Source organism: Serratia sp. JKS296, assembly GCF_900215445.1.
Lineage (GTDB): Bacteria > Pseudomonadota > Gammaproteobacteria > Enterobacterales > Enterobacteriaceae > Serratia > Serratia marcescens.
Genome location: NZ_OCMX01000001.1, coordinates 4,543,482 through 4,568,657, shown reverse-complemented (window position 1 = coordinate 4,568,657; position 25,176 = coordinate 4,543,482). Strand labels below are relative to the sequence as shown.

General features: G+C 58.5%; 24 protein-coding genes. 13 read left to right on the top strand and 11 right to left on the bottom strand.

All coding sequences use genetic code 11. The features are described 5' to 3' along the window. Positions 1-55: 55 nt before the first annotated feature. The gene (gene fklB / locus CRO23_RS21895) at positions 56-676 is read left to right on the top strand and encodes an FKBP-type peptidyl-prolyl cis-trans isomerase (protein ID WP_004933618.1); all 621 of its coding nucleotides are present in this window, start codon (positions 56-58) and stop codon (positions 674-676) included. A 98-nt stretch (positions 677-774) separates the two neighbouring features. Here the strand turns inward: fklB and CRO23_RS21890 are convergent, their stop codons facing one another. After that, positions 775-2,727 carry a bifunctional 2',3'-cyclic-nucleotide 2'-phosphodiesterase/3'-nucleotidase gene (locus CRO23_RS21890; RefSeq protein WP_049300851.1) on the bottom strand — a complete coding sequence of 651 codons (1,953 nt, stop codon included), beginning with the start codon at positions 2,725-2,727 and terminating at the stop codon, positions 775-777. Positions 2,728-2,982: 255 nt separating this feature from the next. On the opposite strand from CRO23_RS21890, the gene cysQ reads away from it, so the two are divergent. Next, the gene (cysQ, locus tag CRO23_RS21885) at positions 2,983-3,723 is read left to right on the top strand and encodes a 3'(2'),5'-bisphosphate nucleotidase CysQ (RefSeq protein ID WP_176519337.1); all 741 of its coding nucleotides are present in this window, start codon (positions 2,983-2,985) and stop codon (positions 3,721-3,723) included. Position 3,724: 1 nt separating this feature from the next. Here cysQ and CRO23_RS21880 read toward each other — a convergent pair whose 3' ends face one another. Beyond that, the gene (locus tag CRO23_RS21880; protein ID WP_025159587.1) at positions 3,725-4,282 is read right to left on the bottom strand and encodes a YtfJ family protein; all 558 of its coding nucleotides are present in this window, start codon (positions 4,280-4,282) and stop codon (positions 3,725-3,727) included. Between the two features lie 330 nt (positions 4,283-4,612). Between CRO23_RS21880 and CRO23_RS21875 the strand changes: the two genes are divergently transcribed. After that, positions 4,613-4,819, top strand: a complete 207-nt coding sequence (locus tag CRO23_RS21875; RefSeq protein WP_004933604.1) for a DUF1107 domain-containing protein — start codon at positions 4,613-4,615, stop codon at positions 4,817-4,819. Between the two features lie 68 nt (positions 4,820-4,887). Here CRO23_RS21875 and CRO23_RS21870 read toward each other — a convergent pair whose 3' ends face one another. Together CRO23_RS21870 and msrA are read right to left on the bottom strand one after the other, a co-directional pair. Further along, the gene (locus CRO23_RS21870) at positions 4,888-6,219 is read right to left on the bottom strand and encodes a hemolysin family protein (RefSeq protein WP_016929344.1); all 1,332 of its coding nucleotides are present in this window, start codon (positions 6,217-6,219) and stop codon (positions 4,888-4,890) included. Positions 6,220-6,399: 180 nt separating this feature from the next. Then, complete coding sequence (gene msrA / locus CRO23_RS21865) at positions 6,400-7,038, bottom strand: peptide-methionine (S)-S-oxide reductase MsrA (RefSeq protein WP_086013601.1); 639 nt, start codon at positions 7,036-7,038, stop codon at positions 6,400-6,402. Positions 7,039-7,345: 307 nt separating this feature from the next. On the opposite strand from msrA, the gene tamA reads away from it, so the two are divergent. From tamA to CRO23_RS21850, 3 genes are read left to right on the top strand one after another with little or no spacing between them, the layout of a single operon-like run. Beyond that, positions 7,346-9,064 (top strand): autotransporter assembly complex protein TamA, encoded by a 1,719-nt coding sequence (gene tamA / locus CRO23_RS21860; RefSeq protein ID WP_249339672.1) that lies wholly within the window; start codon positions 7,346-7,348, stop codon positions 9,062-9,064. Continuing rightward, positions 9,061-12,879, top strand: coding sequence for an autotransporter assembly complex protein TamB (tamB, locus tag CRO23_RS21855; protein WP_097102916.1), 3,819 nt, complete (start codon positions 9,061-9,063; stop codon positions 12,877-12,879). Before tamA ends, tamB begins: the two co-directional genes overlap by 4 nt. A 2-nt stretch (positions 12,880-12,881) precedes the next feature. After that, positions 12,882-13,229, top strand: coding sequence for a gamma-glutamylcyclotransferase family protein (locus tag CRO23_RS21850; RefSeq protein WP_004933596.1), 348 nt, complete (start codon positions 12,882-12,884; stop codon positions 13,227-13,229). A gap of 52 nt (positions 13,230-13,281) precedes the next feature. Here CRO23_RS21850 and ppa read toward each other — a convergent pair whose 3' ends face one another. After that, complete coding sequence (ppa, locus tag CRO23_RS21845) at positions 13,282-13,812, bottom strand: inorganic diphosphatase (protein WP_004933594.1); 531 nt, start codon at positions 13,810-13,812, stop codon at positions 13,282-13,284. A 260-nt stretch (positions 13,813-14,072) separates the two neighbouring features. Between ppa and CRO23_RS21840 the strand changes: the two genes are divergently transcribed. Further along, the gene (locus CRO23_RS21840) at positions 14,073-15,626 is read left to right on the top strand and encodes a methyl-accepting chemotaxis protein (protein ID WP_016929339.1); all 1,554 of its coding nucleotides are present in this window, start codon (positions 14,073-14,075) and stop codon (positions 15,624-15,626) included. Positions 15,627-15,671: 45 nt separating this feature from the next. Here the strand turns inward: CRO23_RS21840 and fbp are convergent, their stop codons facing one another. Continuing rightward, positions 15,672-16,676 carry a class 1 fructose-bisphosphatase gene (gene fbp / locus CRO23_RS21835; RefSeq protein ID WP_004933587.1) on the bottom strand — a complete coding sequence of 335 codons (1,005 nt, stop codon included), beginning with the start codon at positions 16,674-16,676 and terminating at the stop codon, positions 15,672-15,674. 169 nt (positions 16,677-16,845) lie between these two features. Between fbp and mpl the strand changes: the two genes are divergently transcribed. Next, positions 16,846-18,225 carry a UDP-N-acetylmuramate:L-alanyl-gamma-D-glutamyl-meso-diaminopimelate ligase gene (mpl, locus tag CRO23_RS21830; RefSeq protein WP_016929338.1) on the top strand — a complete coding sequence of 460 codons (1,380 nt, stop codon included), beginning with the start codon at positions 16,846-16,848 and terminating at the stop codon, positions 18,223-18,225. A 197-nt stretch (positions 18,226-18,422) separates the two neighbouring features. Here the strand turns inward: mpl and yhcN (CRO23_RS21825) are convergent, their stop codons facing one another. The 3 genes from yhcN (CRO23_RS21825) to argR form a co-directional block, all read right to left on the bottom strand. After that, complete coding sequence (gene yhcN / locus CRO23_RS21825; protein WP_025305042.1) at positions 18,423-18,686, bottom strand: peroxide/acid stress response protein YhcN; 264 nt, start codon at positions 18,684-18,686, stop codon at positions 18,423-18,425. A gap of 120 nt (positions 18,687-18,806) precedes the next feature. Beyond that, positions 18,807-19,070: a peroxide/acid stress response protein YhcN gene (gene yhcN, locus CRO23_RS21820; protein WP_004933574.1), complete on the bottom strand. Its 264-nt coding sequence runs from the start codon at positions 19,068-19,070 to the stop codon at positions 18,807-18,809. A 403-nt stretch (positions 19,071-19,473) separates the two neighbouring features. After that, on the bottom strand, positions 19,474-19,944 hold the full coding sequence (gene argR, locus CRO23_RS21815) for a transcriptional regulator ArgR (protein ID WP_016929335.1): 471 nt from the start codon (positions 19,942-19,944) through the stop codon (positions 19,474-19,476). 464 nt (positions 19,945-20,408) lie between these two features. Between argR and mdh the strand changes: the two genes are divergently transcribed. After that, positions 20,409-21,347 (top strand): malate dehydrogenase, encoded by a 939-nt coding sequence (gene mdh, locus CRO23_RS21810; protein WP_028127571.1) that lies wholly within the window; start codon positions 20,409-20,411, stop codon positions 21,345-21,347. 67 nt (positions 21,348-21,414) lie between these two features. On the opposite strand, the gene CRO23_RS21805 is transcribed toward mdh, so the two are convergent. Beyond that, positions 21,415-21,675, bottom strand: coding sequence for a helix-turn-helix domain-containing protein (locus CRO23_RS21805; protein ID WP_016929333.1), 261 nt, complete (start codon positions 21,673-21,675; stop codon positions 21,415-21,417). Positions 21,676-21,856: 181 nt separating this feature from the next. Here CRO23_RS21805 and CRO23_RS21800 point away from each other — a divergent pair, with 181 nt between their 5' ends. Next, on the top strand, positions 21,857-22,213 hold the full coding sequence (locus CRO23_RS21800) for a DNA-binding protein (protein WP_028127572.1): 357 nt from the start codon (positions 21,857-21,859) through the stop codon (positions 22,211-22,213). Positions 22,214-22,263: 50 nt separating this feature from the next. Here CRO23_RS21800 and ispB read toward each other — a convergent pair whose 3' ends face one another. Continuing rightward, positions 22,264-23,235 (bottom strand): octaprenyl diphosphate synthase, encoded by a 972-nt coding sequence (gene ispB, locus CRO23_RS21795; RefSeq protein WP_016929331.1) that lies wholly within the window; start codon positions 23,233-23,235, stop codon positions 22,264-22,266. A 270-nt stretch (positions 23,236-23,505) separates the two neighbouring features. Between ispB and rplU the strand changes: the two genes are divergently transcribed. From rplU to CRO23_RS21780, 3 genes are all read left to right on the top strand, one after another. Further along, on the top strand, positions 23,506-23,817 hold the full coding sequence (gene rplU, locus CRO23_RS21790) for a 50S ribosomal protein L21 (protein ID WP_004933561.1): 312 nt from the start codon (positions 23,506-23,508) through the stop codon (positions 23,815-23,817). Between the two features lie 17 nt (positions 23,818-23,834). Continuing rightward, positions 23,835-24,092: a 50S ribosomal protein L27 gene (rpmA, locus tag CRO23_RS21785; protein WP_004933559.1), complete on the top strand. Its 258-nt coding sequence runs from the start codon at positions 23,835-23,837 to the stop codon at positions 24,090-24,092. A 105-nt stretch (positions 24,093-24,197) separates the two neighbouring features. Next, positions 24,198-25,169 (top strand): DMT family transporter, encoded by a 972-nt coding sequence (locus CRO23_RS21780; RefSeq protein ID WP_016929330.1) that lies wholly within the window; start codon positions 24,198-24,200, stop codon positions 25,167-25,169. The last annotated feature ends 7 nt before the right edge of the window (positions 25,170-25,176 follow it).

The following is a 25,176-nucleotide window of genomic DNA, read 5'->3' as shown; positions in this document are numbered from 1 at the left end:
ATTGACGCGCTGTTATGCTGCGCTTTCGACTTTTTACAGACTTAAGGAAAACCCCATGACAACCCCTTCTTTTGACAGCGTTGAAGCGCAAGCAAGTTACGGGATTGGTTTACAGGTAGGCCAGCAGCTGCAAGAGTCCGGGCTGGAAGGTTTGCAACCGGAAGCTTTGCTGGCGGGTTTGCGTGACGCGCTGGAAGGGAATGCCCCGGCGGTTCCGGTAGACGTGGTGCACCGTGCGCTGCGTGAAATCCACGAGCGTGCTGACGCGGTGCGCCGCGAGCGCCAGCAGGCGATGGCGGTTGAAGGCCAGAAATTCCTGGACGACAACGCCAAGCGCGACGACGTGACGCTGACCGAGTCTGGCCTGCAGTTCTCCGTGCTGGAGCAGGGCAACGGCCCAATTCCGTCCCGTCAGGACCGCGTGCGTGTGCACTACACCGGTCGCTTGATCAACGGCGATGTGTTCGACAGCTCGGTTGAGCGCGGCCAGCCGGCGGAATTCCCGGTCAGCGGCGTGATCCCAGGCTGGATCGAAGCGCTGACCCTGATGCCGGTCGGTTCCAAATGGCAGCTGTATATCCCGCACAACCTGGCCTACGGCGAGCGTGGCGCAGGCGCGTCCATTCCGCCGTTCAGCGCGCTGGTGTTCGACGTCGAGCTGCTGGAAATCCTGTAATCCCACCGAGGATTGTTCTGGGCGCCTTCGTGGCGCCCTTATTTTATGCGCCGCGCAGGCGAGCGATGAATGGCCGGGCGCGCCGGCCATAAACCGCGTCACTTACCGCTTAAATCGATGCGATAAACCGCGAAGCCGATGCTGTCGCTGCCTGCGGCGCTCATCGGATATTGGGCGTGCGCTTTGACAAACCTTGTCGCTTTGTCCGAAGGCGAGGTCTCGAAGCGGATATCCAGCGGTTGCTGGCTGCTGAAGTTCGCCAAACGCCAGTTGTTGTCCGCCTGCGGGCGCACCGCGCCATGCCGCTGAGTTTCGGCGCTGATGTAGGCCGCCAGCACCGAGCGGTTTTCATCCGGCGAAGCGAAGGCGATATGTTTGTCGCCGGTGCCGGCAAACTTGCCGCCGTAGGCGCGGTAGTTGTTGGTGGCGACCAGGAAGGTGGCGTTCGGATCGATCGGCTTGCCGTTGAAGGTCAGCTGCTTGATACGCTCCGCCTTGTCGTTGATCAGTTGGCATTCGCCGTCGTAGCGCGCCGGTTGACTGACGTCGATCTGGTAGTTGACGCCGTCGATCACGTCGAAGTTATAGGTGCGGAAGCCGTCCCAGTTGATCAAGCCCTGCGGCTTGGCGCTGTTGACGTCGATCTGGTTGAACTGGCCGGCGGAGCACTCCAGCCACTCTTTCACCTCTTTGCCGCTCGCCTTCACCACCACCAACGTATTGGGGTAGAGATAGAGATCGGCGGCGTTGCGGAAGGTGAGCTGGCCTTTTTCCACTTCGACGAAGCTGGCGGGATCGTTCTTGCGGCCGCCGACCTTGAACGGCGCCGCCGCCGACAGCACCGGCAGATCGGCCAGATCCGGATCGCCCTGGATGTAATGTTCGACGTAGGCTTTCTGCGCATTGTTGACGATTTGCACCGTCGGATCGTCCTGCACCAGCGCCAGGTAGCTGTACATGTTGCCGTCGGATTTACCGATCGGCTGGCTGACGAACTCGCGCGTGCCTTTGTGATCGTCCGCCAATACCTTCACCAGCGCGGCATCTTCCGCCGCCAGCGATTTCTTGTTTTCTTTGTCGTAGATCGGCCGCGCTTCCGCGTTGGCGGCGGTCACTTTCCAGCTGCCGCCATCGTTGTTGAGCTGCAGGTCGACCACGCCGAGATGATCGCCCCATTGTCCCGGCATCACCGCCGGCACGCCGTTCAGCAGACCTTTGTCGATATCCGCGCCTTTTATGTTGGCAAAGTCCTTGCTCGGGAACACCGCATGAGCGTGGCCGAACATGATGGCGTCGATGCCCGGCACCTGGCTGAGGTAATAGACCGAGTTTTCCGCCATCGCCTTGTAAGGCTCGCTGGACAGCCCGGAATGCGGGATCGCCACCACCAGATCGGCGCCCTCTTTACGCATCTGCGGCACGTAGCGCTTGGCGGTGGCGGTGATGTCGTCCACCGTCACTTTGCCCTGCAGGTTGGCCTTGTCCCACACCAGGATCTGCGGCGGCACGAAGCCGATGTAGCCGATGCGCAGCGTATGCGCCTTGCCGTCGCGGTCTTTCACCGGCGTATCGACGATGATGTACGGCGTGAACAGCGGTTTTTGCGTTTTGGCGTCGATGACGTTGGCGTTGATATACGGGAATTTGGCGCCGGCGATGGCGTTCTTCAGGTAGTCCAGCCCATAGTTGAACTCATGGTTGCCGATGTTGCCGACGACGTAGTCCAGCGTGTTCATCGCCTTATAGACCGGGTGCACGTCGCCCGGTTTCAGCCCCTTGGCCGCCATGTAGTCGCCGAGCGGGCTGCCCTGAATGATGTCGCCGTTGTCCACCAACACCGCGTTGGCGGCCTGCTGGCGCGCCTGTTGGATCAGGCTGGCGGTGCGCACCAGGCCGAACTTGTCGGTCGGCGTGTCCTTGTAGTAATCGAAGTCCATCATATTGCTGTGCAGATCGGTGGTTTCCAGCACGCGCAGATCGACGGTGGCCGCTTGCGCGGAGGCGCACACCAGCAGCGCAAGCGCGGACAGCGTCAGTGGATGCTTCATCATTTGGGGTTCTCTCCATTCCATTATTCGAGTGTTATCGCAGAGGGAAATGTAATTAACATTGCTTGCCACAGCAAACTGTGAAGTGTGGCAGAAAACGGCGGCGGGTAACGCGGGGAAGTTCACAGTTGTGCCCAACAAGAACTGAGGAATTCCCGGGGCTTAGGCGGTTGAGATGGATATTCGGCGTAAAAAAAACTAGTCTGCTAGCAGAGACAGGGGGAAATTTCCCACGGAGATGCGGAGTTGAGGTGCATGATGTTAGAGCGAATTTGCCAACTGTCCCGCGAGGCGGGGGCGGCGATCATGGCGGTGTACGACGGTGAACAACCGCTTGATGTCGCACAGAAAAAAGATGATTCACCGGTGACGGCGGCCGATCTGGCGGCGCATCACATCATCAAGCGCGGCCTGGCGGCGCTGACGCCCGAGGTGCCGCTGCTGTCGGAAGAGGATCCGCCGGCGTGGGAAGAGCGCCGCAGCTGGACGCGTTACTGGCTGGTCGATCCGCTGGACGGCACCAAAGAGTTTTTGCACCGCAACGGCGAGTTCACGGTCAATATCGCCCTGATTGAAGACGGGCAGGCGGTGATGGGGGTGGTGTACGCCCCGGCGATCGACGTGTTGTATCTGGCGGAGCGCGGCAAGGCCTGGAAAGAAGAGAAGGGCGTGCGGCAGGCGATCGGCGTCAGCAACGCGCATCCGCCGCTGGTGGTGGTGAGCCGCTCGCATATCGACGACGAACTGAAAGATTATTTGCTGCAGCTGGGCGAGCACCAGACCGTGTCAGTCGGTTCCTCGCTGAAGTTCTGTCTGGTGGCGGAAGGCAAGGCGCAGCTCTATCCGCGCTTCGGGCCGACCAACATTTGGGATACCGCCGCAGGGCATGCGGTGGCGGTGGCCGCCGGGGCGCAAATTCACGATTGGCAGGGTAAGCCATTGCTCTATACCCCGCGTGAATCTTTCCTCAACCCCGGCTTCCGGGTGTCGCTGTTCTGAGTTAGTTCGCCAACAACTGGTGCAGTTTGGACATCACCTGCTGCACCTCTTCCGGCGTCAGCGCGCCGTCTTTGGCGAACTGGATGCGCCCTTGCTTATCCAGCACCACGATGGCGGAGCCTTTCGGCTGCAGATCCCAGGCTTTGCGCACGTTGCCGTCGCTGTCGACGATAAACTGCGACCATGGGAACTCCTTCTTGCTGTCTTCAATGCTGCTGCGCACGAACATCGCCGTGCCCATCAGGGCATCGTCGGTGTTGACGATTGTCGTCGTTTGGTAACGATCGTGTGGTAGCTTCGCTTTCTTGATCGCTTCAATCAGTGGGTCGTTCATGTCTTTGGCGGAGCTGCGGCCGGCAATATGTTGTATCACTCGCACTTTTCCACTGAGCTGCGCGCTGTTCCAGTTTTGGTAGCTAAAATTACCGTCGGCGTAATTGAGCTCTCCTTTGTCGCTGACGCCGACCGGCGCCACGCGCTGCTGGAGCTGGAAGTTGTGCGCGGAAGCGAAAAGCGGGGCGAGCAGCAGGGATACCATCAGCATGCGACTTGTTTTCATGCTTTCTCCTTGTAATGGGGGGAATTTGTGCGACAGCACTTCGACAGCCTAAAGCATAGGATGTGATAAGAGGTCTGTCCTGTTAACCGGATCGCAGATTTTCCCTTGGTTCGCTAATCATCAGATTTTGAAGGGATATCCTGAAAACGTTATAAATTATCATATACAATTCTGTCAAAAAGTGTAAATCCAGCGTAGAAATCCGGGCAGAAGTGAACGTTCTGGTCTTTACTGGGTCTACTACATGCAATCAAGTTGCGTTCTGAATTTCGAGGCTGCCACCTTTGGCGGCTCGCTGAGCGCATGGATCAACGGGAGGAGCGTAAAAGAATGAGAATCTTCCAGCGTTATAACCCTTTGAAAGTGGCAAAGTACGTTAAGACCCTGTTTCGCGGAAGGCTATATATCAAGGACGTGGGCGCATTTGAATTCGACGAGGGGAAAATCCTGCCGCCGAAGATTCGCGACAAGCGCCATTTCAGCGTGATGTCTGAAGTGAACCGTCAGGTGCTGCTGTTGCAGACCGAGATGGGGTGAACACCTCGCTGACAGCGGTAAAAAAATGCGGCCCCGATGGGGCCGCTGATGTTTTTGTCTTACCGCCGTCAGGCCGCAGGCGCGTCGTCCGGCGCTTTCGGCAGCACCGCCGCCGGTTTGTCGCTCAGCCGGGTGACCAGCAGCTGGTCTATCTTGTAGCTGTCGATATCCACCACTTCGAACTTGTAGCCGGCGTATTTGACGAAGTCGGTGCGTTTCGGGATCTTGCGCAGCATGTACATCATAAAGCCGCCGATGGTTTCGTAGTTGCCCGCCTGAGGGAACTCATCGATGTCCAGCACGCGCATCACGTCGTCGATCGGCGTGCCGCCTTCAATCAGCCATGAGCTTTCGTCGCGCGCCACGATCTGCTCTTCCTGGCCCTGGCCGACCAGATCGCCCATCAGCGTGGTCATCACGTCGTTAAGCGTGATGATGCCCACCACCAACGCATATTCATTGAGGATCACCGCGAAGTCTTCGCCGGCGGTTTTGAAGCTTTCCAGCGCTTCGGACAGCGTCAGCGTATCCGGCACGATCAGCGCCGAGCGGATCTGCACGCCGCTGCTCAGCACCAGGCTCTGGTTGCCCAGCACGCGGTTCAGCAGGTCTTTGGAGTCGACGTAACCCACCACCTGATCGATATGGCCGTCGCACACCAGGAACTTGGAGTGCGGATGGGTCGAGACCTTCTCCTTGATGCTCTCTTCGCTTTCGCGCAGATCGAAGTACACCACGCTTTCGCGCGAGGTCATCGAAGACGGCACGGTGCGCGATTCCAGTTCGAACACGTTTTCAATCAGCTCGTGCTCCTGCTTGCGCAGCACGCCCGCCAGGGCGCCGGCTTCCACCACCGCGTAGATGTCATCGGAGGTGATGTCGTCCTTACGCACCATCGGCAGCTTGAACATGCGGAAGATCAGGTTGGCCATGCCGTTGAAGAACCACACCAGCGGGCGGAAGATCATGATGGAGAAACGCATCGGGTTGATGATCCGGACGGCGACCGTCTCTGGTGCAATCATACCGATGCGCTTCGGGGTCAAATCGGCGAACAGGATAAACAGGCTGGTCACCAGCACGAAAGAGCAGATGAAGCTGACCTGTTCCGCCAATTCGGGCGACAGGAAACGATCGAACAACACCTTGAAGGTGGGAGAGAAAGCCGCGTCGCCCACGATACCGCCGAGGATGGCCACGGCGTTCAGGCCGATCTGCACCACGGTGAAGAAGATGCCAGGGGTTTCTTGCAGCTTGAGCACTCTGGCGGCGTTGACGTTACCTTCGTCAGCCATCAGCTTCAGTTTGATCTTGCGCGAGGCGGCCAGAGAGATTTCCGACAGTGAGAAGAACGCACTCACCGCGATCAGAAAAAGAATCAGTAAAATACTGTTTAACATAATCTATCCATACGTGCCGACGGGATGACGGCGCTCTTGAGGAAGGGTAGTACATAGTAAAAAAAGCAGCGATAACAACCAGAAGGGAAGCTATCGGGCCGCAGAAGCGGCCCGCATAGTATAGCAGTTGCCCCACAGGGGCCGCCAGCGGTTAAAAAAGTGCCGCCGGCCGGCATCAAATCAGCCCTGCGGCGGCAGGCAAACGCCGATGCCGCCCAGCCCGCAGTAGCCTTCCGGGTTCTTGTACAGGTACTGTTGGTGATCGTCTTCCGCGTAATAGAACGGCAGCGCCGGCGCGATCTCGGTGGTGATGACGCGCTTGTCGCCCGCCGCGTCCATCGCCTGCTGGAAGCGTTGCAGGCTGCTTTCCGCCTCGGCCTGCTGCTCAGGGCTCAGCGTATAAATCGCCGAGCGGTACTGCGTGCCGACGTCGCCGCCCTGGCGCATGCCCTGCGCCGGATCGTGATTTTCCCAGAACAGCTGCAGCAGCTGTTTGTAGCTGACGATCTGCGGATCGAACACCACGCGCACCACTTCGGCGTGGCCGGTCTGGCCGCTGCACACTTCGCGGTAGGTCGGGTTCGGCGTATAGCCTCCGCTGTAGCCGGCGGCGGTGCTGTAGACGCCCGGCTGTTGCCAGAACAGACGCTCAACGCCCCAGAAACAGCCCATGGCGAAGATCGCCACGTCCATGCCTGCCGGCACCTGGGTCATCGAGTGCTCGGTGACCACGTTGAGCGTTGCGACAGGCATTGGCGTGGTGCGGCCAGGCAGCGCGCTTGCCTTATCGACGGTTTGTGATTTATCAAAAAATGGCACCACGGTTGACTCCTGTTGTCACAGTAAGAATTGACCCTACATGGCGGTGGTTCGGTTGTATCTCACCGCGTCTTTGCCCACAATAAGCGGCAAGTTGGATTTTGTATAAGCTTAACGCAGTATTTTGAGCGCCAAAAGTGAAGAATTCGCCTGTTGCGCGGCGGTGGCAAAGCGCGGCGGGCGGCGTCCGGAATAAGGTTGAAGAGGGCTGCCGTCATGATAGCGCGGAGTCTGCCCTGGCCCCGGAGCGAACACCATAACAGGACAGTAAAATCAATAAGGAGAACACGTGCCAAAGTACCCGGTCATGTGCTTGATATCTGTGTTGCTTGCGGCACCTGCAGCCTATGCGGCCAACGTGCGGCTGCAGGTGGAGGGGTTAAGCGGAGAGTTGGAAAAAAACGTCCGGGTGCGGCTGTCGTCGATCACGCCTGAAGAGGTTGGCACCGACGGCCGCTTCCGCGCGCGGGTGGATGAGGCGGTGCGCCAGGGGCTGCGCGCGCTCGGCTATTACCAGCCGACCATCGAGTTTACGCTGGACGATCGGCCGGGGATGTCGCGCCCGGTGCTGCACGCCAAGGTCAATCCGGGCGAGCCGGTGCGCATCGCCGGCGCCAACATCGTGCTGGAGGGAGGCGCAAAGACCGATGAGGACTACCTGACGCTGGTAAAGAAGGGGCGGCCGACCATCGGCGAGATCCTCAACCACGGCAAGTATGACAGTTTCAAAGGCTCGCTGACCGGCCTGGCGCTGCGCAAAGGCTACTTCGACGCCGATATGACCAAAAGCCAGCTCGGCGTGGCCGAAGATCTGCACAAGGCGTTTTGGGATATCGATTTCAACAGCGGCGAACGTTACCGCTTCGGCAAGGTGAAATTCACCGGTTCGCAAATTCGCGAAGACTATCTGCAAAATCTGGTGCCCTTTCATCAGGGGGATTACTACAGTTCGGAGGATTTGGCCGAGCTGAATCGCCGTTTGTCCGCCACCAACTGGTTTAACTCGGTGGTGGTGTCCCCTGATTTCAACGATGCCAAAGAGAACAAGATTTTGCCGTTGGACGCGCTGGTGACGCCGCGCACGCGCAACACCGTCGAAACCGGTATCGGTTATTCCACCGACGTCGGCCCGCGGGTGAAAGGCACCTGGAAAAAGCCCTGGCTCAACGATCGCGGGCATAGCCTGGAAACCAGCGCCAGCGTGTCGGCGCCGGAGCAGCAGCTGGATCTGACCTATAAGATCCCGTTGCTGAAGAATCCGCTGGAGCAGTATTACCTGCTGCAGGGAGGGCTCAAGAACGTCGATCTTAACGACACCAAATCCGTGACCTCCAAAGTGGTGGCCTCGCGCAACTGGGATCTCTCCAGCGGCTGGCAGCGGGCGATCAACCTGACCTGGCGCTGGGATAACTTTACCCAGGGCAACGTCAGCAATACCACCATGCTGCTGTACCCCGGCGTCAGCTTCAACCGCACCCGTTCGCGCGGCGGGCTGATGCCGACCTGGGGCGACAGCCAGCGCTATTCCATCGACGTATCCGACACCTCCTGGGGCTCCGGCGTGGACTTCGCGCTGATGCAGGCGCAGAACGTCTGGATCCGCACCCTGGCCGACAAGCACCGTTTCGTGGCGCGCGGGCAGGTGGGCTGGATCGAAACCAACGACTTCGACAAGGTGCCGCCGGATCTGCGTTTCTTCGCCGGCGGTGACCGCAGCATTCGCGGCTACAAGTACAAAGACATTTCGCCGCGCGGCGACGACGGCAAGCTGACCGGCGCCTCCAAGATGCTGACCGGCTCGCTGGAGTACCAATACAACGTGACCGGCAAATGGTGGGGGGCGATGTTCGTCGATTCCGGTGAAGCGGTGAACGATATCAAGCAGAGCAACTTCAAGACCGGCGCCGGCGTAGGCGTGCGCTGGCAGTCGCCGGTGGGGCCGGTGAAGCTGGATATCGCCGCGCCCGTGGGGGACAAGGACACCCACGGGATGCAGTTCTACATCGGTTTGGGGCCTGAACTATGAGCCTGATTAAAAAGATTTGCCTTGGATTTCTGGTCGTCCTGCTGTTGCTGATCGGCGGCCTGGCCTTCCTGGTGGGGACCACCACCGGTTTGCATATGGTCATCAACGGCGCGGCGCGCTGGGTGCCGGGGCTGGAGATCGCCGGCGTCAGCGGCGGCTGGCGCGATCTGACGCTGAAGGGCGTGAAGTATCAGATGCCGGGCGTGACGGTCAACGCCGGGCAATTCCATCTGTCCCTCGATCTCTCCTGCTTTAAACGCAGCTCGCTGTGCGTTAACGCCTTGACCGCTCAGGACGTGGACGTGGCGGTGAACACCAAAGAGATGGCGCCCTCCGCGCCGGTGGAGGAGAGCAGTGAGCCGACCACCAATCTCAGCACCCCTTATCCGATCACCCTGCGCCTGTTGGCGCTGAATAACGTCAAGGTCACCGTCGACGATACCGCCATCTCTCTGGCCGAGTTCCGCACCGGCGCGCAGTGGCAAGAGCGCGCGCTGACGCTGATGCCGACCAAGATCGGCTCGTTGCTGATCGCCTTGCCGAAAACGCCGCAAAATCCGTTGCCGGAAGCGGTGCAACCGGCGGTCGAGGTGGCGAAAAAGGTCGGCGAGCAGGTCACCGACGCGGCGAAACCTGCGCCGCAGCCGGAAGAGAAGCCGCTCGGCGAAACGCTGAAGGAACTGTTCGCCAAACCGCTGTTGCCGGATCTGCCGGACATCCGCCTGCCGCTGGATATCACCGTGAAAGAGATCAGCGGCGAACAGCTGCGCTTGACCGGCGATACCGACGTGCTGATCACGAGCCTGTTGCTGCAGGCCAGCACGCAGGATCAGCATATCCAGCTGGACAATTTCGACGTGAAGTCGCCGCAGGGCACGCTGTCGGTGCAGGGGCAGGCGACCCTGACCGGCGACTGGCCGGTGGCGCTGACCGCCAACAGCGCGTTGAACATTGATCCGCTGAAGGGCGAGAAGGTGAAGCTGAACATCGGCGGCGGGTTGCGTGACGAGCTGAAGGTGGCGCTGAACCTGTCCGGCCCGGTCGGCGCCCAGCTTGATGTGCAAACTCGGCTGGCCGAAGCCGGCCTGCCGCTGGCGCTGACGCTGCAGAGCAAACAGCTGAAATGGCCGCTGAGCGGCGAGGCGCAGTACCAGGTCAACGATTTCCGCCTGCGCTTTAACGGCAAGGCGACCGATTACGCGCTGTCGACGCGCGCCAATCTGAAAGGCCAGGATCTGCCGCCGGCGGTGCTGACGCTGGACGGCAAAGGCAACGTCGAGCAGTTCAAGCTGGAGCGCCTGCGGCTGGCGGCGCTGCAGGGCAATACCGATCTCACCGCGCTGGTGGACTGGAGCAAGGCCATCAGCTGGACCTCGCAATTGACGCTGAGCGGCATCAATACCGCCAAGCAGTGGCCGGAATGGCCGGCGAAGCTGGATGGCAAGATCACCACGCGCGGCAGCCTGCACGGCGGCAGCTGGCAGCTGCAGGTGCCGGTGCTGCAGCTGGACGGCAATGTGAAGCAGAATAAGGTCACGGCGCGCGGCACGCTGAGCGGCAACGCCGCCGGGCAGTGGAAAATCCCCGGCATCGATCTGACGCTGGGGCGCAACCAGCTGAACGTCAAAGGGCAGCTGGACGAGAAGAGCTGGAACCTGGACGCCAACATCGACGCGCCGCGTCTGGACGGCGCGCTGCCGGGCCTCGGCGGCACCGCCAAAGGGCTGTTGAAACTGCGCGGCAATCTGCAGGCGCCGCAGCTGCTGGCGGATTTGACCGCTTCCGGCTTGCAGTGGCAGGCGCTGCACATCAACCGCGTGAAGATCGACGGCGACGTGCGCTCGACGGATCAGATTCAGGGGCAGTTGGCGGTACGTGTCGAGCAGCTGAAGCAGGACGCGCTGGAGGTCAGCCTGCTGACCCTCGACGCCAAGGGCAGCGAGAAGCAGCACCAACTGCAGTTGAAGATCGACGGCAAACCGGTCTCCGGCCAGCTGGCGCTGCAGGGCAGCTTCGATCGTCAGCAGCAGCGCTGGCGCGGCAATTTGAACAATACCCGCTTCGATACGCCGGTAGGGGAGTGGCGCCTGACGCGCGCCATCGCGCTGGACTACCTGAACGCCGAGCAGAAAATCAGCGTCGGGCCGCACTGTTGGCAGAACCCGAACGCCGAGCTGTGCGTGCCAAAGACCATTGAAGCCGGCCAGAGCGGCCAGGCCAGCGTGGTGCTCAACCGGTTCGATCTGGCGATGATCAAGCCGTTCCTTGGCCCGGAAACCGCCCTGAGCGGCGTGTTCACCGGCCGGGCCGACGTCAGCTGGAAGCCGGGCGGCGCGCTGCCGGAGGCGAAAGTCACGCTCGCCGGCAACGGCGTCAAAGTGGTGCAGCAGGTGCAGGGCAACGCGTTGCCGATCGCCTTCGATACGCTGACCCTCAACGCCGGCCTGAACAACGGCCGCGCGCAGGCCGACTGGCGGATCAAACTGACCAACAACGGCCAGTTCGACGGCAATATCCAGGTGGCGGATCCGCAGGTGCGGCGCACCATCAGCGGCAACGTCAATATCACCAACATCTCGCTGGCGCTGATCAACCCGGCGCTGATGAAGGGCGAAAGCGCGGCGGGCATGCTGAACGCCAACCTGCGTCTGGGCGGCAGCGCGCAGAAGCCGCTGGTGTTCGGGCGTCTGGCGTTGGATCGGGCGAAGGTGCAGGGGCACTGGATGCCGTTCGATATGACCGACGCGCGGCTGGCGGTGAATTTCAACGGCATGACCTCGACGCTGGAAGGGCTGCTCAGCACCACGCGCGGCCAGCTGAATCTGGCGGGCGATGCCGACTGGCGTGACATCAACGCCTGGCGCGCGCGCATTGCCGCCAAGGGTGACAAGCTGCGGGTGACGGTGCCGCCGATGATCCGTATCGACGTCTCGCCGGATCTGGTGTTCGAAGCCACGCCGCAGCTGTTCTCGCTCAACGGCAAGGTCGACATTCCCTGGGCGCGCATCACGGTGCAGGAGCTGCCGGAAAGCGCGGTGGGCGTCTCTTCCGACGAAGTCATGCTGGACGATCAGCTGAAGCCGATTCAACCGAAGACCGCCTCGATCCCGATCAACAGTAACCTGATGATCCACGTCGGCAACGACGTGCGGCTGGACGCCTTTGGCCTGAAAGCCCGCTTGAAGGGTGATTTGAAAGTGGTACAGGACAAGAAAGGGCTGGGCCTCAACGGCCAGATTGACATCCCTTCCGGTCGCTTCCATGCTTATGGTCAGGATTTGATCGTGCGTAAAGGGCAGCTGATGTTCTCCGGCCCGCCGGATCAGCCGCTGCTCAATATCGAAGCGATCCGCAACCCGGAATCCACCGAGGACGACGTGACCGCCGGCGTGCGCGTGACCGGCCTGGCGGATGCGCCGAAGCTGGAAGTGTTCTCCGATCCGGCCAAATCGCAACAGGAAGCCCTGTCTTATCTGCTGCGCGGCCAGGGCTTGAACAGCTCCGGCGCCGACGGCAACGCCATGACGTCGATGTTAATCGGCATGGGGGTTGCACAAAGTGGTCAACTTGTGGGTAAAATCGGCGAGGCATTCGGCGTGAGTAATTTGGCTCTGGACACCCAAGGGGTTGGCGACAATTCCCAGGTTGTCGTGAGCGGCTATGTCCTCCCAGGCTTACAAGTAAAATATGGGGTGGGCATTTTCGACTCGCTGGCCACGCTGACGTTGCGTTATCGCCTGATGCCTAAGTTGTATCTTGAAGCGGTGTCTGGTCTCGACCAGGCATTAGATTTGCTCTATCAGTTTGAGTTTTAGCGATGCGAATAATTGTCTACGGCAGTTTACGGCGCAAACAGGGAAACAGCCATTGGATGACCAACGCCCAATGGCTCGGCGAGCACGAGCTCGAAGGCTATCAGATTTATAATCTGGGCCATTACCCGGCGGCGATCCCTGGAGAGGGCACGATACATTGCGAAGTGTATCGTATTAACTCATCGATTCTGGCAGAGCTGGACGAACTGAAAAGCAACACCAAGGACTATAAGCGCGAGCTGATTCAGACGCCTTATGGGAGTGCGTGGATCTACCTGTATAAACACAGCGTGGACGGTTACCCGCGAATTACCAGCGGTGACTGGCTGAAACGCCTCGAAGATCAGTAATAAAAAAACACCGCTCAATGAGCGGTGTTTTTTCATCGGACGGCGGCGAAAATTACTTCTTGGCAGCGCGTTCGAAGGAGGCGATGATTTCCGCTTTAGCCGCAGCAGCGTCTGCCCAGCCTTCCACTTTCACCCATTTGCCTTTTTCCAGATCTTTGTAGTGCTCGAAGAAGTGAGCGATCTGGGCTTTCAGCAGTTCCGGCAGGTCGTTCACGTCTTTCACGTGATCGTACTCTTTGGTCAGCTTGCTGTGCGGTACCGCAACCAGCTTGGCGTCTTCACCGGCTTCGTCGGTCATCTTCAGCACGCCAACCGGACGGCAGCGGATCACGGAGCCCGGCTGCAGCGGGTATGGGGTTGGGACCAGCACGTCAACCGGATCACCGTCCAGAGACAGAGTGTGGTTGATGTAGCCGTAGTTGCACGGGTAGAACATCGCGGTGGACATGAAACGGTCAACGAACAGCGCGCCGGTTTCTTTGTCGATTTCGTATTTGATTGGATCGGCGTTGGCCGGGATTTCGATTACTACGTAGATGTCTTCCGGCAGGTCTTTGCCAGCAGGGACCAGATTCAAGCTCATGTCGGTTTCCTTTAATCATCAAACCAGAAATGGAGTGGCGGCTATTATAGCGGACTCTTTTGCGATTTCCTGCCCTTTTCATCGTCGAAAACCCCGCGTGCCGGCGCAGGGATAATTTCCAGATTAATCCCGCCACGGCATGAAGTTTTGTCTCCGCCTGCCGATAACTTCAACAAACAATAATGAGCCAGCAAAGCTGGCTCCGCGTTTTGCCACCCCTACTACGTCTGATCTCACTATTCTGAAGCCGGGAAGAACTCATGCTAAAAAAGATTACGGTGAAGGCTGGGCTGATCGCCCTGCTGAGCCTGATGACCATGCTGCTGATCATGGTCAGCGTTATTGGCGTCAACGCGATTAACGAAGGATCGCGCTCGATCCATACCTTAAACCAGATCCTCGGCGAAGAGCTGGGCTCGCTGGCCAACAGCTCCAACCTGACGCTGCGCGCCCGCACCGCCGCCTCGCTGGCGGTGCGCCAACGGGAGATCGGCCAGATCGATGTCGCTGACGCCACCGTGGGCCGCATTTACGGCTACCTCGAGCAGTCGAACAAGGAAATGGCGCGCTTTGTCGGCGTCGGCACCGTGACCGAGCGCGGCCGCGAACTCTCCAATCGTCTGCAAAACAGCTATCGCGCCTACCTCGAGCAAGGCGTGAAGCCGATGGCCGCCGCCATCAAGGCCGGTAAAATCGATGAGTATTACCATATTCAGGAGACCCGCATCTCTGCGTTGAGCATCGCGTTTGAAAAGGATCTCAGCGATTTCCGCAGCTTCGCCATGAAGCTCGGCGAAAAGCAGGTGTATGACGCGGAAAACAACGCCAGCACCAAGATCTCGCTGATCGTGGTGGCGGGCCTGCTCAGCGTGCTGCTGGCGGTGCTGGCCTGGTTCGCGCTGCGCGTGATCATTTTGCGCCCGTTGGACGAGTCCATCGCGCAGTTGGAACACATCGCCGGCGGCGATCTGACCCATGAGATCCGTGGTGAGGGCGATACCGAGATGGGCCGCCTGGTGCGGGCGATGCAGCGCATGCAGCAGGCGTTGGCCAGTTCGGTCAGTAAAGTGCGTGACGCCAGCAGCCAGATCGACACCGGTTCGCGTGAACTGGCGGCCGGCAACCTGCATCTGGCGCAGCGTACCGAAGAGTCGGCCGCGTCGCTGGAAGAGACCGCCGCCAGCATGGAACAGCTGACTTCGACGGTGAAAATGAACGCCGAGAACTGCGAGCAGGCCAATCAGCTGGCGCTGAGCGTGTCCGATATCGCCAACCAGGGCAGCGACGTGGTCAGTCAGGTCATGAGCAAGATGCAGGCGATCACCGACAGCTCGCGCCGCATCGCCGACATCATCAGCGTGATGGACGGCATCGCCTTCCAGACCAATATCCTGGCGTTGAACGCAGCGGTGGAAGCGGCGCGCGCCGGCGAACAGGGCCGCGGTTTCGCGGTGGTGGCCGGCGAAGTGCGCAATCTGGCGCAGCGCAGCGCCCAGTCGGCGAAAGAGATCAAAGGGTTGATCGAAGCGTCGCAGAACCGGGTGCAGGAAGGCGAGCAGATGGTGGAGTCGGCGGCGCAGACCATGAGCGGCATCACCGGTGAAGTGGGCCGGGTGACGGCGTTGATGCGTGAGATCTCGGCGGCGACGCGCGAACAAAGCAGCGGTATCGAACAGGTGAACCTGGCGGTGGCGCAGATGGATCAGGTGGCGCAACAGAATGCGGCGCTGGTGGAGGAGTCTGCGGCGGCGACGCGCTCGCTGGAAGATCAGGCTCAGCTGCTGGCGCAGAGCATGGCGGCGTTCAAGCTGTAAGGTAATAAGGGTTCGGCAAGGCGCCGAACCCTGGCAAAGAACGCGTTACTCGTCCGGGTTTTCGGCGATGAAGCGTTCTGCGTCTTCCACCATCGACTTGGTGCCGACGAAGAATGGCGCGCGCTGGTGCAGTTTCACCGGCGTGATGTCCAGAATGCGGTTTTTGCCGTCGCTGGCCTTGCCGCCGGCCTGTTCGGCCAGGAACGCCATCGGGTTGCATTCGTACAGCAGGCGCAGCTTGCCTTGCGGGTGGCTGGCGGTGCTTGGGTAGATGTAGATGCCGCCTTTCAGCAGGTTGCGGTGGAAGTCCGCCACCAGAGAACCGATGTAGCGCGAGGTGTAAGGGCGCTGCGTCGCTTCATCCTGCTCCTGGCAGTACTTGATGTATTTCTTCACGCCGAGAGGGAACTTGATGTAGTTGCCTTCGTTGATGGAATACATGTTGCCGCTCGCCGGGAAACGTACTTTCTCGTGAGAGAGACAGAACACGCCCAGAGACGGATCGTACGTGAAGGCGTGGACGCCGTAACCGGTGGTGTACACCAGCATGGTGGACGAGCCGTAAACCACGTAACCCGCTGCGACCTGGGCGCTGCCCGGCTGCAGGAAGTCTTCTTCGGTCACCGGCGTGCCGACCGGCGTGATGCGACGATAGATAGAGAAAATCGTACCGACCGAGACGTTGACATCGATGTTGGACGAACCGTCCAACGGATCCATCAATACGACATACTTGGCATTTTCAGCTCGCTCGCCGTCGAATATCACGATTTCATCTTCTTCTTCGGAAGCGATACCCGCAACTTCACCACGCGCTTTCAACGCCGCTTTCAGTTTTTCGTTCGCGTACAGGTCCAGTTTCATCTGAACTTCGCCCTGTACGTTGGACACCCCGCTGGTCCCCAGAATATCAACCAGGCCGGCCTTGTTGATGTCGCGGTGGATGATTTTGGCGCCCAGTTTAATGGCAGAAAGTAACGCGGTCAGCTCGCCGGTGGCGTGCGAGAAGTCGTGCTGTTTCTCGACGATAAATTCGCCTAACGTTTTCATGACACAATCCCTGAATCTACGGATGGATAGCGGCCTGTTAACAAACCGCCAACGTTTTCGCGAGCAGTGTAGCCCAAAGATGCGCGCCATTCATAGGCAAATCCATTTCTTCTGGACGATTCTGAGCGTTAGAATATGCCGACATTCGATGCACTCACATGAGAAACCTATGCGCATTCACATTCTTGGGATCTGTGGCACCTTTATGGGCGGGCTGGCGATGCTGGCGCGCTCACTGGGGCATGACGTCACCGGTTCGGACGCCAACGTCTATCCGCCGATGAGCACGCTGCTGGAGAACCAGGGGATCGATCTGATTCAGGGTTATGATCCCGCCCAGCTGGATCCGGCGCCGGATCTGGTGATCATCGGCAACGCCATGACGCGCGGCAACCCGTGCGTGGAGGCGGTGCTGGAGCGCGGTATCCCTTACGTTTCCGGCCCGCAGTGGCTGCACGATGCCGTGTTGCGCGATCGCTGGGTACTGGCGGTCGCCGGCACCCACGGCAAAACCACCACCGCCGGCATGGCGACCTGGATCCTCGAAGCCTGCGGCTACCAGCCCGGCTTCGTCATCGGCGGCGTGCCGGGCAACTTCGACGTTTCGGCCCGCCTCGGCGGCAGCCCGTTCTTCGTGATCGAGGCCGACGAGTATGACTGCGCGTTCTTCGACAAACGCTCCAAGTTCGTGCACTACAGCCCGCGCACGCTGATCATGAACAACCTGGAGTTCGACCACGCCGATATCTTCGACGATCTGAAAGCCATCCAGAAACAGTTCCACCACCTGGTGCGCCTGGTGCCGGGCAAAGGCAAGATCATCCTGCCGGACAACGACAGCCACCTGAAGCAGGTGATGGCGATGGGCTGCTGGAGCGAACAGGAGCTGGTGGGCGAAGAGGGCGCCTGGCGCGCGCAGAAGCTGACGCCGGACGCCAGCCATTACGCGGTGTTCCTCGACGGCGAGCAGGTCGGCGAAGTGAACTGGGCGCTGGTGGGCGAGCACAACATGCATAACGGCCTGATGGCCATCGCCGCGACCCGTCACGTCGGCGTGCAGCCGGCGGACGCTTGCCGCGCGTTGGGCGATTTCATCAACGCCCGCCGCCGCCTGGAGCTGCGTGGCGAAGCCAACGGCGTCACGGTTTACGACGATTTCGCGCACCACCCGACGGCGATCCTGGCCACTCTGGCCGCGCTGCGCGGCAAGGTCGGCGGCACGGCGCGCATTCTGGCGGTGCTGGAGCCGCGATCCAACACCATGAAAATGGGCATCAGCAAAAACGATCTGGCGCCTTCGCTCGGCCGCGCCGACGAAGTGTTCCTGTTCCAGCCGCACCACATTCCGTGGCAGGTCGCGGAAGTGGCGGATGCCTGCGTGCAGCCGGCGCATTGGAGCGCGGATCTCGATACGCTGGTGGAGATGGTGGTGAAAACCGCGCAGCCGGGCGACCACATTCTGGTGATGAGCAACGGCGGTTTCGGCGGCATTCACGATCGCTTGCTGGACGCGTTGGCGAAAAAGCAGGAACCGAAGGTGACCTACTGATCGTTCAGCCGCATAAGCCAATCTAAGGGCCGCATTCGCGGCCTTTTTTATGGGCGTAAAAAAGCCCTCGCGAGCGAGGGCAACGGGGTTCGTCGGATAGGACGACGAGAGGGTCTCTGGGAAATCGGCGTTTGCGTCAGAACTCGGCAGTGGCAGTGACGAGGGTAATCAGCTCTGCAAAGCCGTTCCCAGAGTTGTTATTTGTAAATCTCGGCGGTGGCGTGGTAGTTGCCTTCGTTACGGGCTTCGATCACGCGGTAGGCGGTCGCGCCTTTCGCGTCGGCTTTCTCCGACAACGCCTGGCGAATATCGGTCGGCGCGCCGTCGATACCGCTGACGGTAATGGTGCCGATAGATTGCAGATTGGCGGTCTGATCGTTAGTCACCAACTGGGCGGCAGATGCGCCGAAGGAGATGACGGACAGCAAACCGAGTGCAGCAAGAGTAGTTTTCATGTTCATGATAGCGATCCTTGTTCATAACAGCCTGGAAGGGCTTGGCAGCGATTTTTATTCTTGAAGGCCGTTATGACAGCGTTTGATTCCAGAGAGGTATTGCCCGTTGCCGGGTAATGCCGTTACTTATTTGTAGATTTCAGCGGTCGCGTGGAAGTTGCCGTCGTTGCGCGCTTCGATTACGCGGTAAGCGGTCGCCCCTTTGGCGTCAGCTTTGTCGGACAGCGCTTGGCGAATGTCGGAAGGCGCCGCGGCGACGCCGCTCACGGTGATCACACCGGCGGGCTGCAGTTTTGCAGCCTGGGTAGCATCAACAGATTGTGCTGCGAATGCACCAAAGGAAAGCATGGACAGAACGCTCAGGGTTGCAACGGTAGCTTTAATTTTCATCATCTCACCTCATCGTATTCTTTTATCAGTTCCAACGAACTGTGATTCAGTTCACGAAAATGAGTATACAGCTAGTAACGCGAAAAATTAATAGTTCGCTAACAGTTGCTAGTGAAACTTTAACCTCATGATCCTTATTTTTTATAACCGTAAGGAATAAAAAACGCTCATAAAACGATCTTTTGATGTTAAATTTATGTAATTTCAATAAGGTAAGTGATTTTGACCAAAAGTGCGGAAGATCACAGTGGGTACTGCTGGTTACATGGATATGTCATGGAAATGTGTTGTTGCGGGATAAAAAAGCAGTGTTAAACGCGGTTGAAGGCTGGGAAGGTAACGCGAGGGTTAAAGAAGCGCTAACAAAATGCGGTTTACAGCCGCACTTTGTTAGCGCCAGGTTTCACAGCTCTTGCTCGAACACGCCCAGGATCGCTTCATGCAGCTTCTGAGCGGTAAAGCCGCTGGACGGGGTGACGAAAATCGTGTCGTCGCCGGCAATTGTGCCGAGGATACCCTGGGATTTACCCAGTGAGTCGAGCAGGCGGGCGATCAGCTGCGCGGCGCCCGGGCTGGTGTGGATCACCACGACGGCATCGTTATGGTCGACGTCGAGCACCAGATTCTTCAATGGGCTGGTGGTGGTCGGCACGCCGAGTTCGGCAGGAAGGCAATACACCATTTCCATTTTGGCATTGCGCGTACGTACCGCGCCGAACTTGGTCAGCATGCGCGATACTTTGGATTGGTTAATGTTTTCGAAGCCTTCTTCTTGCAGCGCCAAAACGATCTCGCCTTGAGAACTGAATTTTTCTTCTTTCAATAACGCTTTGAACGTCTTGATCAGATCTTCCTGTTTTGCGGGATTACGCATTTTGCACCGTGGAATGTTGATAGTGGAAGTCATGATTATGCATATAGATGAATTTTTATGCAACAAAGGCCGCCCCAAAGAAAATAAAAATGACCGGACGGCGAGGAAAGGGCGGCATTTTAACAAAATCCGGCCGCGATGAATATGCCCTTTTGACGACGGAAAATCGGCCTGCGGTGGTAAATAAAATGTTATTAAAATGATGTTGTTCTGATGTTGCGTAAGGGTGTAATGTAACGGCCGGTTAACTTGCTCGTGAATAACCTCGCACTATTTTTGATTAGTGTGCGCTATGCCCTTAATGCGTAAGCGATTTAATCTAAAATGGGCGCGACAGCGGCCGTTTTATTACACCTGCAGGCAAGAATTGGCTAATTTATTGTTTTGAAAGGTGTAATAACTTAAGGTCCGTAACCAACACATTCACGGCGCTTTATATATTTAAGATAATAAAGGAGTATAGGATGAAAGTTGCAGTTCTCGGTGCTGCTGGCGGTATCGGCCAGGCCCTCGCCCTTCTACTCAAAACCCAGCTTCCTTCAGGTTCTGAACTCTCTCTCTACGACATTGCCCCCGTTACCCCAGGCGTTGCCGTCGACTTAAGCCACATCCCAACCGCAGTTAAAATCAAAGGCTTCAGCGGCGAAGACGCGACTCCGGCTCTGCACGGCGCGGACGTGGTGCTGATTTCCGCCGGCGTGGCCCGTAAGCCTGGCATGGATCGCTCTGACCTGTTCAACGTTAACGCCGGCATCGTGCGTAATCTGATTGAGCAAGTGGCGAAAACTTGCCCGAAAGCCTGCATCGGCATCATCACCAACCCGGTTAACACCACGGTTGCCATCGCGGCGGAAGTGCTGAAAAAAGCCGGCGTTTACGACAAGAACAAACTGTTCGGCGTGACTTCGCTGGATATCATCCGTTCCAACACCTTCGTGGCCGAGCTGAAAGGCAAGCAGCCGGAAGAGTTGAACGTACCGGTGATCGGCGGCCACTCTGGCGTGACCATCCTGCCTCTGCTGTCGCAGATCCCTGGCGTGAGCTTCACCGAGCAGGAAGTGGCGGATCTGACCAAACGCATTCAGAATGCCGGTACCGAAGTGGTGGAAGCCAAAGCCGGCGGCGGATCTGCAACGCTGTCCATGGGTCAGGCGGCCGCCCGTTTCGGTCTGTCTCTGGTGCGTGCGCTGCAGGGCGAGAAAGGCGTTGTGGAATGCGCTTACGTTGAAGGCGACGGCAAATACGCTCGCTTTTTCGCGCAGCCGCTGGTGCTGGGCAAAAACGGCGTTGAAGAACGCAAAGATATCGGCACCCTGAGCGCCTTCGAGCAGAAAGCGCTGAACGAGATGCTGGACGTGCTGCATAAAGATATCGAACTGGGCGAGAAGTTCATCAATAACTGATCGACACCGATAGTCAGCCGATAAACGCCGCCGGACGCTGTTCCGGCGGTTTTTTTTTGCTCCGCGTTCACGATTTGATACGTGCTTTGCGATCCAGCAGGCAATCGTTGTGCGGATCGTAATAGCGGCTTGGCCAGATCTCCGAAGGGTGGATGCCTATCGCTTCGGCGATCAGCCATTCCCCCTTCGGCCACGGGCGCGACAGCGCATTGGCCAGCGTCGATGAGCTTAATCCGGCCTTGCGCGACACTGCCGCCAGCGTGGTGCCCTGCTTGCGTAGCGCCGCGATGATATCTGCCGGATGCCAATCTGGGTTCCTTGAATTCATGTTTACATTCCTTTTCTGATTAGCCAAAGTTGCGTTAGTGGTATAACTAACGGGTCATGGTTAAGCGTTTGAACAACGTGAAACGCTTATTCGGAAATAAGAATACCATTAAATTTCCTAAAAAATACCCAGGTAATTTCCAAAAAACGACATTGCCCACTATTGCCCAGAGATGATGGCTATGAAAAACGAGTGGTTTGCCGCCAAGGAACTGACAGGCATCGCAGGATTACCCTCCTCACCACAGGGAATCAATCTGATGGCCCGACGCGAAGGCTGGATCAGCCGCAGGCGTAAAGGCGTGCAGGGAAAAGCGTTGGAGTACCATATCGACAGCCTGCCTCCAGGCGTGCGTAACCTGCTGGCGCTGAAGGAAGACGGGGCGGCATATGACGTAGAACGCCAGGATCCGTTGGCGGTCTGGATCGAGTATTACTACCATTTGACGGAGAGCGAGCGCGAGAGAATGGTGGCTTTCCTGATGCGGGAAGGGATTGGCGGCCTGCTGGCGCGTATCGACGAAGAGAGCAATACCTAGGCAGGCCCGCCTGGGCGGGCCTGATGAATACATTTGGAAATCACGATTTCTTAAAAGTCGCGTTGTACCGCCAAATGGGCCAGGCCTTCCAGCGCTGTTCGGTGCTCTGATGCCGGCAATACCTGCAGCGCGGCGATCGCCTTGTCGGCTTCTTCCTCGGCGCGTTTGCGGGTGTATTCCAGCGAACCGCATTGCTGCATCGCCTGCAGCACCGGCTCCAACAGGTGACGGCCGTTGCCTTGCTCAATCGCGCCGCGGATCATGTCACGCTGGGCGTCGTCGCCGTTGTGCATCGCGTGCAGCAGCGGCAGGGTCGGTTTCCCTTCGTTCAGATCGTCGCCGGTGTTTTTGCCCAGGGTGCTGCCGTCGGCGCTGTAGTCGAGCAGATCGTCGATCAGCTGGAAAGCGGTGCCGAGGTAGCGGCCATAATCTTGCAGCGCCTGTTCTTGCTCAGCGCTGGCGCCGGACAGGATCGCCGACGATTGCGCCGCCGCTTCAAACAGACGGGCGGTTTTGCTGTAGATCACCCGCATATAACTTTCTTCGCTGATGTCGGGATCGTGCACGTTCATCAACTGCAGCACTTCACCTTCGGCGATGACGTTGACCGCCTCCGACATCAGCGCCAGCACGCGCAGGGATTCCAGGCTGGTCATCATCTGGAAGGCGCGGGTATAGATAAAGTCGCCGACCAGCACGCTGGCGGCGTTGCCGAACGCCGCGTTGGCGGTGGCTTTGCCGCGGCGCATGTCCGATTCGTCGACGACGTCGTCATGCAGCAGCGTGGCGGTATGAATGAATTCGATCAGGGCGGCGACGGTGACGTGCTTGTTGCCTTCGTAGCCCAACGCCCGCGCCGCCAGGACGGCGATCATCGGCCGGATGCGCTTACCGCCACCACTGATAATGTAATAGCCAAGCTGATTGATGAGCGTGACATCGGAATTCAGCTGTTCGAGAATTGTTGCGTTCACGGCCGCCATATCTTGCGCGGTTAACTCGGTAATTTGCTCTAGGTTCATTGTGTTTTTTTCAGCTGTGTTTCTCTTCACCGCGTTGAGATCGCTGCTCACATCGGTACATGGCGGTAACTGTCCCTATGATTGTACTTGAAAAACGGTTCAGATAAACGCCACGAAAGAAACTGCGCTTTTTTTCTTCTTTTTTCTTGTTCTGGTCTTATTCTGCTCTTGTCATGCGCTGCTTTTTTGCGTAGAATTCGCGCCCTATTGTGAATATTTATAGCGCGCTCTGAACTAACACAGTCGGGCACGCGGAAAGCGGAGTTTTATATGTACGCGGTTTTCCAAAGTGGTGGTAAACAACACCGAGTAAGCGAAGGTCAGACCGTTCGCTTGGAAAAGCTGGACATCGCAACTGGTGAAGCGGTTGAGTTTGACCAGATTCTGATGATCGCTAATGGCGAAGATATCAAAATCGGCGTTCCTTTCGTCGATGGCGGCAAGATCAAAGCTGAAGTCGTTGCTCACGGTCGTGGCGAGAAAATTAAAATCGTTAAGTTTCGTCGTCGTAAACACCACCGTAAGCAGCAGGGCCACCGTCAGTGGTTCACTGACGTTAAAATCACCGGCATCAGCGCTTAAGTTAGGAGAGCGGATTAATGGCACACAAAAAGGCTGGCGGCTCGACTCGTAACGGTCGCGATTCAGAAGCTAAACGTCTGGGCGTAAAACGCTTTGGCGGCGAAGCAGTACTGGCAGGCAGCATCATCGTTCGTCAGCGCGGCACCAAATTCCACGCTGGTACCAACGTGGGTTGCGGCAAAGACCACACTCTGTTTGCTTTGAAAGACGGTAAAGTCAAATTCGAAGTTAAAGGCCCGAGCAATCGTAAATTCATCAGCATCGAAGCTGAATAATTTTTCGAGCCTTACGAAATAGATGTAAGCCCCGCAATTCGTTGCGGGGCTTTTTACATTTATGGGTTGCCTGAGGGCAGGCCCGTCAGCGTTGGCGAAGGTGATATGGATACGAAGCAGCAGGTCGGCGTTGGTATTTCTTTGGCGTTAACCACGGCGGTTTGCTGGGGCGCGTTGCCGATCGCGATGAAAGAAGTGTTGGTGGTGATGGAGCCGTTTACCGTTGTCTGGTATCGCTTTACCATGGCCGCCATCGGTTTGGGCCTGATCCTTGCGGTGCGCGGCAAGCTGCCGCCGCTGACGATGTTCCGCCAGCCGCGTTGGCTGCTGCTGTTGGCGATCGCGACGGCGGGGCTGCTTGGCAACTTTGTGTTCTTCAGCTCCTCGCTGCAATACCTGAGCCCGACGGCGTCGCAGGTGATTGGCCAGCTGTCGCCAGTCGGTATGATGTTCGCCAGCGTGCTGATTTTAAAAGAACGCATGCGCATCACCCAGGTCATTGGCGCCCTGATGCTGATTTGCGGGCTGATGCTGTTTTTCAACGTCAGTCTGATAGAGATCTTCACCCGGCTGACGGACTACACGCTGGGCGTCATGCTGGGCGTGTGCGCGGCGATGGTCTGGGTGAGCTATGGCGTGGCGCAGAAGGTGTTGCTGCGCCGGCTGGCTTCGCCGCAGATCCTGGTTATGTTGTACACTTTATGTGCGATTGCGTTGTTCCCTCTGGCCAAACCCGAGGTGATTTTCCAGCTTAGCGGCTGGCAATTAGCGTGCCTGCTGTTTTGCGGTGCCAACACGCTGATCGGCTATGGCGCGCTGGCAGAAGCGATGGCGCGCTGGCAGGCGGCGCAGGTGAGCGCGTTGGTTACGCTGACCCCGCTGTTTACCCTGCTGTTTTCAGATTTATTGGCGCTGGCTTGGCCCCAGGCATTCGCCATGCCGACGCTGAATATCGTCGGCTATGTCGGTGCGTTTGTGGTTGTGGCGGGCGCCATGTTTTCCGCAATTGGTCACCGGTGGTGGCCGCGACGGGCAGACCCCCCCCTGGTTGCTCCTTTGAAGCAGCCCGGTGAATGATTTACGG

Coding starts and splice junctions, on each gene's coding strand:
- fklB (WP_004933618.1), top strand. CDS start 56: ATGACAACCCCTTCTTTTGACAGCGTTGAAGCGCAAGCAAGTTACGGG.
- CRO23_RS21890 (WP_049300851.1), bottom strand. CDS start 2,727: ATGATGAAGCATCCACTGACGCTGTCCGCGCTTGCGCTGCTGGTGTGC.
- cysQ (WP_176519337.1), top strand. CDS start 2,983: ATGTTAGAGCGAATTTGCCAACTGTCCCGCGAGGCGGGGGCGGCGATC.
- CRO23_RS21880 (WP_025159587.1), bottom strand. CDS start 4,282: ATGAAAACAAGTCGCATGCTGATGGTATCCCTGCTGCTCGCCCCGCTT.
- CRO23_RS21875 (WP_004933604.1), top strand. CDS start 4,613: ATGAGAATCTTCCAGCGTTATAACCCTTTGAAAGTGGCAAAGTACGTT.
- CRO23_RS21870 (WP_016929344.1), bottom strand. CDS start 6,219: ATGTTAAACAGTATTTTACTGATTCTTTTTCTGATCGCGGTGAGTGCG.
- tamA (WP_249339672.1), top strand. CDS start 7,346: ATGTGCTTGATATCTGTGTTGCTTGCGGCACCTGCAGCCTATGCGGCC.
- tamB (WP_097102916.1), top strand. CDS start 9,061: ATGAGCCTGATTAAAAAGATTTGCCTTGGATTTCTGGTCGTCCTGCTG.
- CRO23_RS21850 (WP_004933596.1), top strand. CDS start 12,882: ATGCGAATAATTGTCTACGGCAGTTTACGGCGCAAACAGGGAAACAGC.
- ppa (WP_004933594.1), bottom strand. CDS start 13,812: ATGAGCTTGAATCTGGTCCCTGCTGGCAAAGACCTGCCGGAAGACATC.
- CRO23_RS21840 (WP_016929339.1), top strand. CDS start 14,073: ATGCTAAAAAAGATTACGGTGAAGGCTGGGCTGATCGCCCTGCTGAGC.
- fbp (WP_004933587.1), bottom strand. CDS start 16,676: ATGAAAACGTTAGGCGAATTTATCGTCGAGAAACAGCACGACTTCTCG.
- mpl (WP_016929338.1), top strand. CDS start 16,846: ATGCGCATTCACATTCTTGGGATCTGTGGCACCTTTATGGGCGGGCTG.
- yhcN (WP_025305042.1), bottom strand. CDS start 18,686: ATGAACATGAAAACTACTCTTGCTGCACTCGGTTTGCTGTCCGTCATC.
- yhcN (WP_004933574.1), bottom strand. CDS start 19,070: ATGAAAATTAAAGCTACCGTTGCAACCCTGAGCGTTCTGTCCATGCTT.
- argR (WP_016929335.1), bottom strand. CDS start 19,944: ATGCGTAATCCCGCAAAACAGGAAGATCTGATCAAGACGTTCAAAGCG.
- mdh (WP_028127571.1), top strand. CDS start 20,409: ATGAAAGTTGCAGTTCTCGGTGCTGCTGGCGGTATCGGCCAGGCCCTC.
- CRO23_RS21805 (WP_016929333.1), bottom strand. CDS start 21,675: ATGAATTCAAGGAACCCAGATTGGCATCCGGCAGATATCATCGCGGCG.
- CRO23_RS21800 (WP_028127572.1), top strand. CDS start 21,857: ATGAAAAACGAGTGGTTTGCCGCCAAGGAACTGACAGGCATCGCAGGA.
- ispB (WP_016929331.1), bottom strand. CDS start 23,235: ATGAACCTAGAGCAAATTACCGAGTTAACCGCGCAAGATATGGCGGCC.
- rplU (WP_004933561.1), top strand. CDS start 23,506: ATGTACGCGGTTTTCCAAAGTGGTGGTAAACAACACCGAGTAAGCGAA.
- rpmA (WP_004933559.1), top strand. CDS start 23,835: ATGGCACACAAAAAGGCTGGCGGCTCGACTCGTAACGGTCGCGATTCA.
- CRO23_RS21780 (WP_016929330.1), top strand. CDS start 24,198: ATGGATACGAAGCAGCAGGTCGGCGTTGGTATTTCTTTGGCGTTAACC.